This is a genomic window from Cryobacterium sp. Y62 (assembly GCF_002929785.1).
In the GTDB taxonomy this organism is placed as follows: domain Bacteria; phylum Actinomycetota; class Actinomycetes; order Actinomycetales; family Microbacteriaceae; genus Cryobacterium.
On the sequence record NZ_PJJK01000116.1, the window covers coordinates 13389 to 28513 of the forward strand.

Here is a 15125-nt window from a genome sequence, read left to right on the forward strand (position 1 = left end):
GCTAGTTGTGTATTCCTGCTGCGACTATCTCACGTAGGTCGAGCTTGCGAATCTTGCCCGTGGGTGTCTTCGGCATCACTTCCACGATGTGGAGGGCGGCCGGGATTTTGAACGCGGCCGTTTGGGGGCGCATCCACTCGATGAGGTCCTGCGAGTGTGGAGAGTGGCCGTTGCGCAGCACAACAAATGCCACCGGGACTTCGCCGAGGTCCGCCTCTGGGGCACCGACCACAGCGACCTCCAGGACGGCCTCGTGAGACGACAGAAGACGCTCGATTTCTCCCGGATAGATGTTCTGCCCGCCGCGAATGATCAGTTCGCGCTTGCGATCGACGATTCTCAGGCGGTCGCCATCGAACGCTCCGATGTCACCGGTGTGTAGCCATCCGTCCACGACAGGACGTTCTTCCGTGGTTCCGACGTAGGCGGAGAACACGGATTCACCACCAATCAAAATCTCACCTCGCCCGTCCAGTTGGTCGGAAGGGGCGAGTCTCACCGAAACACCCGGCACTATCCGCCCAGCCGAGAGGAAGTCTCCATTGTTGGAGTGTTTTGTGCCGACCCGATTCTGCGAGGCGATGGCCGTGCCCTCGGTAAGGCCGTAACCGAAGAAGACGAATGCCTGGGGAAAAACTTCCCACGCATCGAAGGCGATCTGCGCGGGACTGGCCGCAGCACCGATTCCAACCGTGATCGGGCGGTCATACACGACACCCTCTTTGTAGAGACGCGTGAGCATTGTCGGTACTAGTGGCAGAAAGGTGGGCTGTGAGTCAGCGAAGGCGCGGCGCATATTTTCCGGAGAGAAGCGTCGTAAGAGGCGCACCGTCGCCCCGGTCATGGCCATCATGTTGACCCCTTGGTTGAGGGCGTACGTGTTGAAGATTGGAAGGGTCAGAAGTATGACGTCGTGGTTGCCGACTCCGACCCACCGGTACGTTGGGTCGTAGTTGGCGATCAGGTTTCGAATGGTCAGTTGCACGCCCTTGGGCCGTCCGGTTGATCCCGACGTCTGTAGTAGCAGTGCCGGTTCGTCAATGTCGAGCGTTGCCATGTCCGGAACGTTCGCGCTGAGATGAAGATTGTGGAATTCTCCGTCAATAACGTAACTGCTTGCCGCGGCGGCGCTCACCTCAATGGGCGTGTCACTGACCAGCACCGTTATTCCGAGATGGGTGATCGAGTCGAGGACTTCGTTCTGGTGCAGAGCTCGATTCAGGGGAACGACCACTCCTCCCAAATAAAACGTTGCGTACTGGTAGATGACAAAATTGGGGGTGCTGTCGATGTACAGGCCGACACGCGTTCCCGTGGAAATCTGGTTGACGAGCGCCGCCGCGGCGCTCAGTATGGCATCACGGAGTTCGGCGAAAGTGTAGGAGTTGTCATCCGTGATGATGGCTGGCTTGTCGCCCTGGGAAAATGCCCAGTCGAAGAGGGGAATGGCCCGATTCATGATGGGTCCTGGTTGAACCAGCCAATGGCACCTTTCAGACCAAGTTCTTTCACTTTGTCGGTCATCACGTGCGTCGCCGGGGAGGTGTGAGCGATTGCATCCCATTCAGCGCCCATCAGAACTGATTCTCGAAATCCTTGCTGGTCGAGAAAGCGGTTCAATGCGAGTTTTTTGAGGCGCAACAAGTCGAGCGGCATCTTTGCAATCTTTGCCGCCAGTGCGTCGGCCTTTTCGAGTGCAGTGCCGGCTGGCACGGCGTGATTGGCCCAGCCCAGGGCTGCAGCTTCTGATCCCGTCAGGCTGCTACCGGCAATGAACGAGAGCTCTTTGGCCTTTTTCGGGCCGATGAGCCACGCTGTGGTCGGGCTCAACAGTCCCCCTCCGAGTGGGATGGCCGGCCAACCGAGCGTGGCATCCTCGCTGACCACCGTGATGTCTGTGCACACGGCGAGCATCGTGGCTCCGCCCATGCAATATCCCTCGATAGCTGAGATAACCGGTTTCGGAATATCCCATACCGCCAGCCACCGTTCGATGTTACGACGTAGCGATGCCCAGTCGGCGTAAGGGCTGAGCCCAGCTGCGGCTTCGGAGTACCCGTTACCCGGGTCAACATCAAAGCCAACACTGAAGTTGTTTCCAGCGCCGGAGACCACGATCACCGACACTGCATTGTCTGCCCCGAGAGCTGCGATCGTTGCCGAAAATTCTTCAAGCAGCTGATCATTCATGGCGTTCAGCTTTTTCGGCCGATCGAGCATCACGTGTGCGATACGTCCGTCGACTGTTGTTGTCACTAGTTGTGTCACGTCATTCGCCTTTGAATTCGATTGTGTCGAGGTCGCCTTTGTTGAGAAAGACGTCCACGGCGCTTTTGTGGTCGGTAGTGGCCGCGAGCACGGCTTGTGCCAGCGACTCTCGGTCAAGGGCATCGGCGAGCGTGCCCTCGTGCGCACGATTTGCAAGCAGCTTGGTGAGCCCCAGCGCAATCGGGGCCTTGCGTGCCAATGCGCTGCAGTAACTGACGGCTTCGTCGTCGAAGTTGCCGCTGAGCACCTCGGCCACGAAGCCGAGTTCAACGCCATCACTGGCCGAGAACCGGAGACCGGTCATCAGGGCCGCCTTGGCGCGATGCGGCCCAATTGCCTGGCCGAGCAGATATGTTCCGCCCATATCGGGGGCGAGACCCATCCGCACAAATGATTGCTGGAACCAAGTCGTGGGAGCCGCCAGGATAATGTCTGAGACGAGCGCAAGGTTGAATCCTGCTCCGGATGCGAGTCCGTTTACTGCGGCCACAACGGGCTTTTGGAGATGAGCAATTCCCTCGGTGATTTGTCTGCCGAATGTGAGCACATCGTTTGTCTCGGTAGGGCTTCGCGTGCCCATTCCGCGCACGTCACCGCCAGCGCAGAAGGCGCGTCCTGTTCCAGTAATCAGCACGACGCGTGTTGTGCGATCCACGGCCGCTGCACGGAGGGCATCTACCATTTGGCCCTTCACCTCATCATCGAGGGCGTTAAGCGTGTCGGCTCCATTCAGCCGGAGACGGAGGACGCCCGCGGCAGGGCGATCGACGTCGAGTGTCGTCACTGGTCTTCACCGAGAACGGACCGCAACTCGATGATCTGATTGAGGTAGTGATGCAGTCCCACTTCCCAGGTGAAGCCCACACCACCGTGCACCTGAATTCCGAGTTCGATGGAAGTTCGGGCGAGGGCGAATCCTTGGCGCGCCCAAGCTGCCGAACGCTCGGGTTCGTGGGCCGCGGCGATGGCTGCAGTCCAGGCCTGCTCGCGGGCGATGTGTGCGTTGGCGAGGTGGTGCCTCACAGCTTGGAATCCCTTAATCGGTTGCCCAAACTGTTCCCGAGTGGTGGACCAGGCGATGGATGCGTCGAGGACGGCGTCGGCGCATCCCACCGCGACGGCCAGAAAAGCGGCGCGGAGCTCGCTGAGGTGTTCATCAGACAATGCCATCGTGCCGACCGGCAGTAGGGCGATGGGCGAGACGAGGGAGAAGGCTTCGACAGCGGTTGGCGATGACGCGATAATGCCACCGTTTCCGTCTACGACAATGACACCTTCGGAATAGTACGGGGCGACGACCTGAGCGCCGCGGCGCAATGCGAGGACGATGCCAGACTCAAGCTGGCCCTCGTCGAGTTTAAACCATCGGCCAGCCAACAGGGTTGAAACGATCGGGGTCGAATATGGGAACCGACCCGACACGCGAGCAACTTCGAGAATGTCGCGCAATTCCACTTTATTCTCGGGATCGCTAGAGATGGATCCCCAGCCGCCATCAGAGAGAATCGACCAGAGGTGTGCATTGGGTTCGGCGGGTGATCCTCGCCCACTGTCCAGGATTTCACGGACGCTTGAAGCGGCCATGGTGCCAATTTCTTGAACTATTGTCGACATGGTTACCTCGATACTTTCAGAACACGGTCGGTGATGATGTTGCGTTGAATCTCGTTGGTTCCGGAGTAGATCGACATTGCCTTTGAGGCGAGATAGTGGTGGCGCCAGTAGTCTCGGTGTTCCGGGCATCCGCTGTCCACGCCCAATCGCGTCGAGTCTTGGATGAGTTCGCTCCATTGCACTTTAAGAATCGATCCCGCGGTGAACCAATCGAGCTCTGCGGCCTTCTCCTCAGTAGTCCGGAGAATTTGCCATCGCAGCAACTCGCACCGGTCACGAAGCCGGGGGGCGTCAAGTCCCTCATGACGAGCGCAGCAGCGGTTCAGCAGGTCAATTTGGGCCGTCGACTCTACGAGCCGCGTCGCGGCCTCCGTTGTACCCCGTTCATTGCTCAGCACGGTCATGGCTATGCCCCACCCCTCGTGTTCGGGGCCAACGAGATCTTCATCGGCCACGAACACGTCGGTAAAGAACACCTCACTGAATTCTTCCTCCCCGCTGATCTGGCGGATTGGGCGCACATCAACGCCATCCTGCTCCATGTCTAGGAGGAGAAAGCTGAGGTTGTGGTGGCGTCCTAGCTCGGTCGAGCTCCTGGCGAGCATCAGACAGCGCTTCGCGTATTGGGCAAAGCTGGTCCAAGTCTTCTGACCATTAACCAGGTAGCCGCCGTCGACTTTTCGAGCCGTTGTGCGCACCGAAGCCAGGTCAGATCCTGCACCAGGTTCGGAAAAGCCTTGGCACCAGATTTCGCTGGCGTCGAGAATGCGCGGTAAATATTTGACTTTTTGTGCTTCGGTACCGGCAACGATAATCGTGGGGCCCGCGAGCACCCGCCCGATCCTCCCGAATCCATCGGGGGCATTCGCTCGAGAGGATTCTTCGTAGTAGATGAGCTCTTCAATTGGACCGAAGCCGCGTCCGCCGTATTCGGCGGGCCAGGCCAGTCCGGCATATCCCCCCTCGTGGAGGGCCGCGTCCCACTCACGCTGAGCTTGCTGCACTTCATCCGGGGTGAGAGCGGCCCGGTCGGTGCGCCATTTCGTTGGCAGGGCTTCGTGAACCCAAGTACTGACGTCCTCTCGAAATTTCGCTGCGGCCGGGTCGTCGAATCGTGTGATGGTCATGCGCTGTCGTGCTCCTTAGATTCTGGATACAAGGCTGGGATAGGTGACTGGCTGCGCTAGGCGGTCAGCACCGGCGGGGTGCGCGACACCATCTGTACGGCAAGTGCGCCATAGAGTTCGCCGACCTCAGTGGCACCGAGGCGGCCGTCTGCGCGCCACCAGTTGGTCACGGAGTCGCCCATGCCGAGGATCGCATAGGTGGTTGGAGTGACATCCAATTCACGAAACTCCCCAGAGGCAATTCCTTCTCGGAGGATGTCTTTGAAGACGTGTTCGTATGCTTTGAGCATCAGGAGCAGGGAGGTGCGCGTATCACTGTCGAAATGAACGAGGCTGTCGCGAAAGAAGACAACGACACTCCTTGAGCTCAGGTAATGCAGGACGTGTGCCTGCATTGCCGCTTTCAGCCGTGCAGGTGGTGTTGGTGCCGCCGAAGCAACCGCGGCGACAACTGAACTGTGCAGTTCCGCAGTTCCGGCTCGCACGAGCTTTTCAACGAGTGCCTGCTTCGACGATGTGTAGTTGTAGATGCTTTGCACCTCGATCCCGACGTTTTTTGCAATCTGTCGTAGGGTCATCGCCGTGTAGCCCCACTCATTGAAAAGGACTCGGGCCGATTCGAAGATGCGGCTTTCTGTGTCGTTCATAGGAGTACTCACAACTTTTCTCCAACGGAAAGGTGTCTGTCGATAAGGTCGGGTCTACCGATGAGTTCATCAGACGTTCCGTTCCAAACCGCCTGGCCGGTTTCCAGTATGTAAACGCGGTCGGCGAGTTCAGTTACAAAGCAAAAGTTTTGCTCAGTAATCAGAACGCCCAAGTCGAACAAGTCGGGCAGCCGGGCTATCGACGCTTGCAATTGTTCGACGATCAGCGGGGCGAGCCCTTCTGTGGGTTCATCGAGCAGGAGAAAATCGGGTGCACCCATCAGTGCCCGGGCAATAGTGACGGCCTGTTGTTCACCACCGCTGAGTTCAAACCCGCGGCGTTTAAGCAACGTCTCGACGAGTGGAATATTTGCCAGAACACGGTCGAGCTGATCCTTCGACGCCCGTTTGGATTTGGCCAGATCGAGGTTTTCGGCCACGCTGAGCGCCGCGAAGATTCGGCGGTTGTCCGGGACCCACGCGACCCCACTTCGCGCGACCTTAAAGGTCGATGCTTTGCGGATGGATTTTCCTCCCGCCGTTACCTCGCCGGTCGAACTCAGCTCGGTGCTGTTGATGATCGCCTTCAATAGAGTGGTCTTACCTGCTCCATTTCTGCCGAGAAGACCAACAGTCTCGCCCTTTCGAAGGGTGATCGATACGTCTGTCAGTGCCACGGCGAGTCCGTACGACGCTGAAAGAGAGGTCACGACCAGCTCAGTCATTGTTTGTCCCCTTCGTAGGAATTGCCTAGGTAGATTTCGCGCGTCAGAGGGTCATCTCGAATAGCCGATGGGTTCCCTTCGAGAGCGATGCGCCCGTTAGCCATGAGCACGACCCGATCGGCCAAGGCAAAGACAACCTCCATATCGTGCGCGGTGATGATAATCGTCAGGTCGGGTCGAGACTCCCGGAGTCCTTTGAGTAGGCGGATGGTTCGTGGAATATCTTCTGCCCCCATACCTGCTGTTGGTTCGTCAAGCAGTAGAACGGCCGGATTTTGTGTGAGCGCCATGGCAATTTCAAGGCTCTTGCGGTCCCCGTGCGAGAGCGTGTTGGACGGCTGGTGCCGAAGCTCGTCCAGGCCGACCGCCCTTAGAGCTGTGCGAATACCCTCGTCGGAGCGAGGCGTGCGCGACACCGGATTTCGATATTTGGATTGATGGGCATCACGGGCGATCACCAAGTTTTGCTCTACGGTCTTTGCGAGAAAGTATCGCGCAACTTGAAATGTCCGTGCGACGCCAAGGTGGGATAGTCTTTGCGCTCCCGCCCGGGTGGCGTCTTTCCCGAAGAGCGATATTGACCCCTTGGTTGCTCGGTGTTCTCCCGCCATCACACCAAAGAGCGTGGTCTTACCCGCACCGTTGGGACCGATAATGGCCACGGTTTGACCTGCAGCGATCGACAGCGACACGTCTTGCACGACGGGAGGACCGCCGTAGTTCTTATGAACGTTATGCAACTCAAGAACGTTCATTGTCTACTCCGTGATCTCATCAGGAGGTCGCGCAGTCGCGCGAAGACTCCAAGCACGCCACTGGGAAACAGCATCACAACAGCGAGCAAAATGATGCCGAGTACGAGGGTTCCGTGTGTGGAATTGCCGAATACTAGCGCGTTTATGAATTGAAAAAGGATGGCACCCAACGCCGGTCCCCAGAAACCCATCATTCCCCCGAGCAACGCCATGATGATGATCTGGCCGCTGAAAGTGAACGACAGGGTGCTGGGTGTGACGATGGATCCCTGTTGGGCGAATAGCCCGCCGGCTAGTCCTGCCACTCCGCCAGCCAGTGCGAAGGCCGCGAGCCGGAGCGACTTCACGGGGATTCCGATGGCTGCGGCTTTGACCGCGTCGTCACGAATGGCGTTGAGGCTTTCCCCGAATGGTGACAGGTGAACGCGGCGAAGTACACCCATGACGATCGCGACGACGATGATTGAATACCACCAGAACGAGACGGGAGGCGTGAGGTCGATGCCGAAGACGTCACCGCGTGGGATACTGTAAATTCCGTTGTCGCCTTGCAAAACCGGTACACGGAAGGTGAGAAGATAGGCGATCTGGCCAACGATCATCGTAAGCATGGCGAATTCCACCTTGGCGAGGCGCTGCCCGATCAAGCCGATCAGCACAGCCGCGATCACCGCGATCAAGGCAGACATCCCGAGGAATGCGAGTGGTCCCCAAGCCTGTTCCTTTAGGAGTGCCGTGGCGTAGGCTCCGATCCCGAAAAAGGCCGCGTGACCGAAGGTATATATGCCGGTCCAGCCAAACAACACGCCGAGGCTTGTAGCGAGCAGTGCGTAGATCACGGCGATACCCAGCACGTACTGCATGTTTGGTGGCATCACGAAATATGCCGCAGTTGTCACTAATAGGAAGATGAGCGGCTCGTAGATAGGCCGAAGATCGAACCGCGAACGCGACGACGCCGTTACGAAAGGCGGACCTGCGTTGATGGGGGGCGCTGGATTGCGCACGGATACACTCATCAGGCCCTCCCCAACTTGGCGCTGCCGAGAAGTCCACGAGGCCGCACCAGCAGAATGACGGCCACCAGGATGTAGAACGTGAATCCGGTTAGGTAGGTAGCGTAGGCGACCGCGAAAGCCTCGGAGACACCAACTAGGAGTGCCGCCACGAGGGAACCGGTCACCGATCCAAGACCGCCAATTATGACGATGGCGAAGCTTTGCAAAATAAACGCATGCCCGAGACTGGGCGAAACGGAGACATTCGGCGCGATCAACGCGCCGGCGAGCCCGGCCAGGGCGGAACCCAGGCCAAACACGAGCAGCATGACTCGTTTGGTGTTGAGCCCCACAGCCTCACCCATCACCTGGTCCTGAGCGATCGCCCGAACTGACCGCCCGAAGGTGCTCTTATTGATGAGTAGGAAAAGCCCGATCGCGACTACCGCACCGACAAAGACCAGCAAGATGTCGTAAAGCGGAATTGTCGTGCCCAGGATCTGTGTACTGCCCGACAAAATTTCGGGCTTGTTGATCGCGCGAGATGAATTGCCCCAGATCCCCTCTGCCGCCCCCTCCACAATCAATAGGATCGCGAAGGTGGCGAGCAACATAGTGATGTGATCTCGTCGATACAGATGGCGCACCACTGTGGTTTCCGTCAACATTCCCACTGCAGCGACGACGGCCGCTCCCGCGAGGACGGCAATGATGAACGTGGGTACCGTAGGTACCGTGGACCCGATGATTGTGGTTGCCAACAGTGCACCGACGACGAAAAAAGAGCCGTGAGCGAAGTTGAGTACTCCAATAACTCCATAGATCAGAGTTAGCCCACTCGCCACAAGAAAGAGCGGTACTCCATAGGCGACGCCGCTGATTAGCGTCGATAACAGAGTCAAGTTCAGTCCTCGTCTCGAGGGACGACAACCGTTTCCAGCACCTTGACGCCTTCCTCCGCGGAGGTGTCACCAACGGTGTTGGTTATGACAACGGGAGGGTTCGCCTGGTGGGTCGTTGCGTCCATGGTCAGCTCTCCGCCGGGAGTATTGAACTTCAGCCCGGCGAGGGCTTCGAGAATTGCGGCGGTGTCAGTTGTTCCAGCCTTTTCAATCGCTGCTTTCATCGCAAGAACGCCGACGTATGCGTCGTAGCTCCAGTCAACAGGCATTTTGCCGGTCTTCGCCTTGAAATCGTCGACAAACTGAGTGTTCTCGTCATTATCAAAGGCTGCGTAGTTGTAGTCGTAGGAGTTCCACACATTCGGCGCCAGGCCGTTTAGCGTGCGTGCAATTGGGTAATAGCCCCCGGGGTTCACGATGACGGCGAACTTCGAGGAGAGGTCGTAGGAGGCTGCCTGTTGCAGGAAGCTGCCCGTGCCCGAGCTGAATGTGCCGAGGTAGAGCGCGCTTTTCTCCGGGTCAGTTGCGCCATTAACAAGTTGCTGTACCTGCAGTCCGAAGTTTTGCTCGCCGATGGGAACGAATGTCTCGCTCTGCACATTTAGGTCCACGCCGTCGTCCTGAAGGTCACCCTGGAACAGCGACCACTGAGTTGTGCCGGTGACGTAGTCATATCCGAAGGCCGAGTAGTCAGTCGCTTCAGGAAATTTCTCGGCAATGGTTTGCGCGAGTGGACCGATCAGCGCTGAGTCATTGTTCGACGTGCGAAAAAAGTTTGGATATGGCGCGGCTTCTCCGTTTTGCCCGGTGAGCCCATCGTTCGTGCACCCCGTCCCGACGAGTGCGACATCCATGCTGGTGAGCTGCGGTGCCAGCGCGAGACAACCAGCGCTGGAGAGCATGCCGACGATGAGGTTCACGCCGCTGTTGGAGAGATTGCGAACCGCTGCCGTCGATGTCTCCGGGGTCGTCTGCTCGTCCGCGTTGGCAAGCTTCACCTGTCGACCGAGGATTCCGCCAGCGGCATTTATCTGTTCGATGGCCACCTCGGCGCCGGCGACCTGGTTTTCACCGATTTCGGCGAGCGGACCGGTTTGCGGCCCGACCACGCCGATCGAGATCGGCTCGGTACTTTCGCTTCCGGCGGGGGTCTGAGAGCAAGCCGCCAGAACGCCAACCGTGCTGAAGACAAGTGCCAGTGCAGCCGTACGTTGTGCAAAATTCTTCATTGAATTTTCCTTCGCTTGGTGATGGTGAACCGGTTAGAAAATCGCGAGCGCGTTTCCAGGTGAACCGGCGGCACCGTGGAGGTTGAGTGGTGCTGCCGTGAAAAGAAAATTGAACCGTTGCGCCTGTGCGCACTCGACGGAGAGTGCTTCGAGATCGAACAACTCCGCAATTGGGATTCCGAGTAGCGGCAGAAGTCTCCGGTGAAGTGATCCGATCGCGGGATCGCCGGGAACCGGCTCTACGGCGGGCAGATCCGTCACGACGGCCGCAACATGCCAGTTCCAGAGAAGTCGCGCCGTAGCTTCGCCGGCGTGAAGCCCGGGAATCTGCGTTACAGGAACTGCACCCGGTCCCCGGCGCGAGTACTTTGCGGGCCAGCCTGTTCGGATGACCAAGATGTCACCCTGCTTAATCCGAACGCCTTGCGCAGCAACGACCTCTTGCAGCAGGGACGCATCGATAATGAATTGCTCGTCGACCGGAATCTCCGACGCACCCGCGGCAATCAGATAGGCCTCAACGTCGAGGAGAACGCCACGGCCAACGATGCCGCGTTCCGCCCAGGTATCTATGCCGAGCCATGTTTCGGCTGGGTCCTCCTGCGCTTCGACTCCCCCGAAATATCCAAATTCGCGAGCACGTACGTGATAAAAGCCGTCCCACTGACTGGATCCTTGTGGGAAATAGTTGTCGACGCGGTCGTCTCGGGTGTTGCGATCGGCGTCGAACTGCACGTGGTTCATCGGCTCTCGTCCGAAGAGAGGGGGGTTCGGTTGATCTGCCGGCAGACTGAGCGGCACCACAACGCCCGAGACTACCGCGTGCGCGGCATTCGCAACGATTTCTGGGGTGAGAAAGTTCAGGGTACCGAACTGATCACCGGGCCCAAAAAACGCCCACGAATGCGGCAAACCCAATTTTGGGATGAGCGGCAGCTCGTCATATTGAGGAACGACTTTATTCATGTTCACGATCCACAGTATTGACTGACAACCGTTCGTTAGTCAATACTGGGGACAGAAATAGTTGGTTGTTCAAAGTGGACGGGACTCCATCACCTCTCGTCAGTCACGTCTTACCCCCCCGGTCGAAGGAGACTTCCCTGTGCTGAACACACGATTTACCACCGAATTCGGCATAACCGCGCCGATCATGCAGGGCGGGATGCAATGGATCGGCAATGCCGAACTTGCCGCTGCAGTCTCAAATGCCGGAGGGCTCGGCACGATAACGGCGCTCACTTTCCCTACCCCAGACGCCCTCGCCGAGCAGATCTTGCGGTGCAAGGAGCTCACAGACAAGCCGTTCGCTGTGAATCTCACGACCCTTCCGTCAATTTCCCCACCCCCTTACGAGCAATATCAAGCAGTTATCATCGACCTCGGTGTGCCGGTAGTCGAGACGTCCGGCTCAAACCCCGACGGGTTCGTGGACACGTATCACGCAGCAGGAATCAAAATCGTACATAAAGCCACCAGCATCCGCCACGCAGTGAAGGCCCAATCTGCTGGCGTCGATGCGATTGCCATGATCGGCTTCGAAGCCGCCGGGCATCCGGGCGAACTGGACATTCCGCTATTTGTACTCCTCGCAGCGGCCGCTCGCGCCATCACCATTCCACTTCTGGCGGCTGGCGGGATTGGAAATGGTGCGGGCCTCGCCGCTGCACTGGCTCTTGGCGCAGATGGTGTGCTTATGGCCACCCGCTTCATGGCCACCGCGGAAGCACCGATTCATCAACGGGTCAAAGACGAACTGGTGGCGCGCGACGAGCTTCAAACCAAACTCATTTTCCGCCAGCTTCGCAACACTGCGCGGGTGTCGGCGAACGCTGTCTCTGACGAAGTAGTCGCCATCCTTGACGCCGGAGGTGAATTCGGTGATGTTCGGGAACTTGTCGCTGGGCGACGCGGGAGAACCGTGTACGAAACCGGCGATCTTGAGGCCGGAATTTGGTGGGCCGGTCTCTCCCAAACTCTTATCGACAACGTGCCGACGTGTTCCGAGCTCATTGCCCGCATGGTAAACGAGGCCGAAGACATCATCATGACAAAACTTGTGCCAAGTATCGCGTAAGTACGTCGAATCCGAACCCAAATACAGGAGGATCAATGAAGATTATCGTTCTTGTCAAGCAGGTACCTGATACCTACGGTGACCGCCAACTCGATGAAACCACGCGACGGATCGAACGCACGGGCGTCGACCTTGTCATTGACGAAATTACAGAGCGCGCCATCGAAGTTGCGCTGACTGAGAAGGATGCTCACGATGCCGAGGTCGTGCTGATGTCGATGGGTCCGGCATCCGCTGCTGAGATGTTGCGCAAAGGTTTAACAATCGGTGCCGACTCGGCCATTCACATCGTCGACGACGCCTTGGTGGGGTCGGACATGTTGCGGACCTCAGCCGTGCTCGCAGCCGCGCTGCGGCGGGAGGGATTCGATCTGATCATTTGCGGGAACGAATCGACCGATGGCCGCGGCGGATCGATGGCGGCGATGCTTGCAGAACAACTCGATGTTCCCCACGCCACTTACCTCAATACTGTTGAAATCAGCATCTCTGCGGTCGCTGGGGAACGCGCAGGAGAGCATGGGACGCGATTTGTGCGCGCCCTGCTCCCGGCGGTTATCTCTGTCACGGAACACAATGCGGAGGCGCGCTTCGCGTCGTTCAAAGGACTGATGCGTGCCAAGAAGAAGCCGATACACAGTGTGCATTTGAGCGATCTCGCGATGAATGAGCCCTTTTCTCGCTCGGTGGTGCGGTCGATAACACAGCGTCCCGCTCGTGCAGCGGGTCGAAAGATTGTCGATGACGGCGCGGCTGCAACCGAACTCGTCGAATTCCTTACGTCGTCCCACCTCATTTAGGAGAATCTCATGACAACCTCTCTTGCACTCGTTGTCCTTGTTGATGAGCAACGCGTGGAAGCGTCCGCTGCCGCTCTTCTCACCGCCGCTGCCCGTCTGGGCACTCCCGTCGCCGTTGTTGTGACTCCCGGCTCATTGAGCGAGACGGCCATCACGGCGCTCTGCGAGGCCGGCGCCGCCCGGGTATTGCATTTCTCGACGCTTGATGCCACGACTCACTTGATCACGCCCCTGGTCGATGCGCTAGCCGCGGCGGTCTCTGCCACCGACCCGATCGCCATTGTGATGGAGCACACCATCGACGGTCGCGAGGTCGCTGGCAGGCTAGCCGTGCGACTCGGCGTAGGACTTGTAACGGATGCCGTAGACGTGCGAAATGAAGAACGCCAGCCGGTCGCGACTACCTCCGTATTGGGTGGTTCGTATTTGGTGGACTCCGTTATCGAGAACGGTCCCCTGATCGTCACCGTTCGGCCCGGGGCGATCGAACCCTCCAAGCAGTCGGCTTCAACCGCCGCGGACGTCAGCTCCCAGTCACTTGAATCGTCTGCCGTGCCCGGCACCATCATCGAATCGGTCTCGGTAACCCGTGTGACATCGAATCGGCCGGAACTTCGGGGAGCGACCCGGATCGTCTCGGGTGGACGCGGCCTGCAATCGCAGGACAAATTCGTCCTCGTCGAGCAACTCGCGGACGCCCTCGGCGCGGCGGTCGGCGCGTCACGCGCGGCCGTCGATGCGGGCTATGTTCTGCAAGTCTCTCAGGTCGGCCAAACGGGCGTCACGGTCTCGCCTCAGCTGTATGTGGCGCTCGGCATCTCCGGTGCCATTCAGCATCGAGCCGGCATGCAAACCGCTTCGACAATCGTGGCTATTAACACGGATACCGACGCCCCCATCTTCGACATCGCCGACTTCGGCATCGTCGGTGACGTGTTCACCGTCGTGCCACAGCTAATCAAACAGCTCGAAACGCGTCACCAATGAGCCAGAAGGCAACGGCGACTGCCACGCCCGCAAAACAACCCGCCGCCTTCCGCGGCAGTGCTTGGTTTAAACTCGTCTGGATCGTGCCAGTTGCCATCCTGCTTGTACTTGTCATTGTTGTCGGAGCACAATTATTCCGTGCGACGGAATCAGGCCTGAATTTTCTGACCACCTATCCCGGTGAAGCACACCTGCCGGAATGGGCACCGGTGGGTTTTCCCGCATGGCTCGCTTGGCAGCACGGGATCAACGCGCTTCTCATGGTCTTCGTCATCAAATCGGGTTGGCAAATTCGCACGACTCAGCGGCCGGCGTTGTATTTCACCCGAAATAACAAGGGGATTGTCCGCACCAAACGAGCGCCCAAAAAGATCAGCATAAATCTGTGGCTGCACATCGCCACGGACACATTGTGGGTGCTTAACGGCATCGTGTTTTATGTGCTCATCTTCGTCACTGCACAATGGACCCGTATCGTCCCAATCTCGTGGGACGTCATGCCCAACGCTATTTCGGCGGGTATCCAATATGCCTCACTTAATTGGCCGACTGAAGATGGCTGGGTGAACTACAATTCCCTGCAGCTGCTTACATATTTTGCAATCGTCTTTATCGTGGCGCCCTTATCAATCATTACGGGACTTCGCATGTCCCCGTCGTGGCCATCGAACACGACCAGGCTGAACAAGGCCTTCCCAATTGAAGCAGCCCGGGCCATGCACTTTCCCCTTATGTTGGCATTCACAGGCTTCATCGTCTTACATATCGCACTCGTCCTAGCGACGGGGGCCCTGAGAAACCTCAACCACATGTACGCCGCGAACGATGCGACAAACTGGCTGGGATTCTGGATCTTCGTAGCATCTGTCGTGGTAATGGCGGGCGCTTGGTTGGCGCTCAGGCCCATGACCCTGCGCGTGATCGCATCAACAATGGGGAATGTTACACGAAATTAACGCAAGTGTTCCTTGGTGAAGTCAGATCAATCGAACTGGA

16 protein-coding genes are annotated in these 15125 nt (G+C 58.3%); 4 read left to right on the top strand and 12 right to left on the bottom strand.

Annotated features, from left to right (window positions below):
* Nucleotide 1: 1 nt before the first annotated feature.
* From CXY71_RS15000 to CXY71_RS15055, 12 genes are all read right to left on the bottom strand, one after another.
* Entirely contained in the window at nt 2-1459 is a 1458-nt protein-coding gene (locus CXY71_RS15000) for a class I adenylate-forming enzyme family protein (protein WP_158253116.1), read from the bottom strand.
* Entirely contained in the window at nt 1456-2385 is a 930-nt protein-coding gene (locus tag CXY71_RS15005) for an enoyl-CoA hydratase-related protein (RefSeq protein WP_158253117.1), read from the bottom strand. The genes CXY71_RS15000 and CXY71_RS15005 overlap by 4 nt, the downstream gene beginning before the upstream one ends.
* On the bottom strand, nt 2270-3052 hold the full coding sequence (locus CXY71_RS15010) for an enoyl-CoA hydratase/isomerase family protein (RefSeq protein ID WP_104137016.1): 783 nt from the start codon (nt 3050-3052) through the stop codon (nt 2270-2272). Before CXY71_RS15010 ends, CXY71_RS15005 begins: the two co-directional genes overlap by 116 nt.
* The gene (locus CXY71_RS15015; protein WP_104137019.1) at nt 3049-3882 is read right to left on the bottom strand and encodes an acyl-CoA dehydrogenase family protein; all 834 of its coding nucleotides are present in this window, start codon (nt 3880-3882) and stop codon (nt 3049-3051) included. Before CXY71_RS15015 ends, CXY71_RS15010 begins: the two co-directional genes overlap by 4 nt.
* Nucleotides 3883-3884: 2 nt before the next feature.
* Complete coding sequence (locus CXY71_RS15020; RefSeq protein ID WP_104137022.1) at nt 3885-5009, bottom strand: acyl-CoA dehydrogenase family protein; 1125 nt, start codon at nt 5007-5009, stop codon at nt 3885-3887.
* A gap of 56 nt (nt 5010-5065) precedes the next feature.
* Nucleotides 5066-5656, bottom strand: coding sequence for a TetR/AcrR family transcriptional regulator (locus CXY71_RS15025; RefSeq protein WP_104137025.1), 591 nt, complete (start codon nt 5654-5656; stop codon nt 5066-5068).
* An 8-nt stretch (nt 5657-5664) separates the two neighbouring features.
* Nucleotides 5665-6381: an ABC transporter ATP-binding protein gene (locus CXY71_RS15030; protein WP_104137028.1), complete on the bottom strand. Its 717-nt coding sequence runs from the start codon at nt 6379-6381 to the stop codon at nt 5665-5667.
* Nucleotides 6378-7136: an ABC transporter ATP-binding protein gene (locus CXY71_RS15035; protein WP_104137036.1), complete on the bottom strand. Its 759-nt coding sequence runs from the start codon at nt 7134-7136 to the stop codon at nt 6378-6380. Before CXY71_RS15035 ends, CXY71_RS15030 begins: the two co-directional genes overlap by 4 nt.
* Nucleotides 7133-8035 (bottom strand): branched-chain amino acid ABC transporter permease, encoded by a 903-nt coding sequence (locus CXY71_RS15040; RefSeq protein ID WP_233204662.1) that lies wholly within the window; start codon nt 8033-8035, stop codon nt 7133-7135. The genes CXY71_RS15035 and CXY71_RS15040 overlap by 4 nt, the downstream gene beginning before the upstream one ends.
* A gap of 119 nt (nt 8036-8154) precedes the next feature.
* On the bottom strand, nt 8155-9036 hold the full coding sequence (locus CXY71_RS15045; protein ID WP_158253119.1) for a branched-chain amino acid ABC transporter permease: 882 nt from the start codon (nt 9034-9036) through the stop codon (nt 8155-8157).
* Nucleotides 9037-9038: 2 nt separating this feature from the next.
* Nucleotides 9039-10265: an ABC transporter substrate-binding protein gene (locus tag CXY71_RS15050; RefSeq protein ID WP_104137045.1), complete on the bottom strand. Its 1227-nt coding sequence runs from the start codon at nt 10263-10265 to the stop codon at nt 9039-9041.
* Nucleotides 10266-10298: 33 nt separating this feature from the next.
* Complete coding sequence (locus tag CXY71_RS15055; protein ID WP_104137048.1) at nt 10299-11231, bottom strand: cyclase family protein; 933 nt, start codon at nt 11229-11231, stop codon at nt 10299-10301.
* Between the two features lie 139 nt (nt 11232-11370).
* On the opposite strand from CXY71_RS15055, the gene CXY71_RS15060 reads away from it, so the two are divergent.
* Genes CXY71_RS15060 through CXY71_RS15075 form a run of 4 tightly spaced genes read left to right on the top strand, consistent with a single transcriptional unit; the run spans nt 11371 to nt 15085 of the window.
* Nucleotides 11371-12342 (top strand): nitronate monooxygenase family protein, encoded by a 972-nt coding sequence (locus tag CXY71_RS15060; RefSeq protein ID WP_104137052.1) that lies wholly within the window; start codon nt 11371-11373, stop codon nt 12340-12342.
* Nucleotides 12343-12377: 35 nt separating this feature from the next.
* Nucleotides 12378-13142, top strand: a complete 765-nt coding sequence (locus tag CXY71_RS15065) for an electron transfer flavoprotein subunit beta/FixA family protein (RefSeq protein ID WP_104137056.1) — start codon at nt 12378-12380, stop codon at nt 13140-13142.
* Between the two features lie 9 nt (nt 13143-13151).
* Nucleotides 13152-14129 carry an electron transfer flavoprotein subunit alpha/FixB family protein gene (locus CXY71_RS15070; RefSeq protein ID WP_104137059.1) on the top strand — a complete coding sequence of 326 codons (978 nt, stop codon included), beginning with the start codon at nt 13152-13154 and terminating at the stop codon, nt 14127-14129.
* Nucleotides 14126-15085, top strand: coding sequence for a cytochrome b/b6 domain-containing protein (locus CXY71_RS15075; RefSeq protein ID WP_104137062.1), 960 nt, complete (start codon nt 14126-14128; stop codon nt 15083-15085). Before CXY71_RS15070 ends, CXY71_RS15075 begins: the two co-directional genes overlap by 4 nt.
* Nucleotides 15086-15125 lie beyond the last annotated feature (40 nt).

What these genes read in the sequence shown, in the direction of transcription:
- CXY71_RS15020 (WP_104137022.1), bottom strand. Translation starts at nt 5,009, where the DNA reads ATGACCATCACACGATTCGACGACCCGGCCGCAGCGAAATTTCGAGAG.
- CXY71_RS15035 (WP_104137036.1), bottom strand. Translation starts at nt 7,136, where the DNA reads ATGAACGTTCTTGAGTTGCATAACGTTCATAAGAACTACGGCGGTCCT.
- CXY71_RS15055 (WP_104137048.1), bottom strand. Translation starts at nt 11,231, where the DNA reads ATGAATAAAGTCGTTCCTCAATATGACGAGCTGCCGCTCATCCCAAAA.
- CXY71_RS15015 (WP_104137019.1), bottom strand. Translation starts at nt 3,882, where the DNA reads ATGTCGACAATAGTTCAAGAAATTGGCACCATGGCCGCTTCAAGCGTC.
- CXY71_RS15050 (WP_104137045.1), bottom strand. Translation starts at nt 10,265, where the DNA reads ATGAAGAATTTTGCACAACGTACGGCTGCACTGGCACTTGTCTTCAGC.
- CXY71_RS15075 (WP_104137062.1), top strand. Translation starts at nt 14,126, where the DNA reads ATGAGCCAGAAGGCAACGGCGACTGCCACGCCCGCAAAACAACCCGCC.
- CXY71_RS15000 (WP_158253116.1), bottom strand. Translation starts at nt 1,459, where the DNA reads ATGAATCGGGCCATTCCCCTCTTCGACTGGGCATTTTCCCAGGGCGAC.
- CXY71_RS15070 (WP_104137059.1), top strand. Translation starts at nt 13,152, where the DNA reads ATGACAACCTCTCTTGCACTCGTTGTCCTTGTTGATGAGCAACGCGTG.
- CXY71_RS15030 (WP_104137028.1), bottom strand. Translation starts at nt 6,381, where the DNA reads ATGACTGAGCTGGTCGTGACCTCTCTTTCAGCGTCGTACGGACTCGCC.
- CXY71_RS15065 (WP_104137056.1), top strand. Translation starts at nt 12,378, where the DNA reads ATGAAGATTATCGTTCTTGTCAAGCAGGTACCTGATACCTACGGTGAC.
- CXY71_RS15025 (WP_104137025.1), bottom strand. Translation starts at nt 5,656, where the DNA reads ATGAACGACACAGAAAGCCGCATCTTCGAATCGGCCCGAGTCCTTTTC.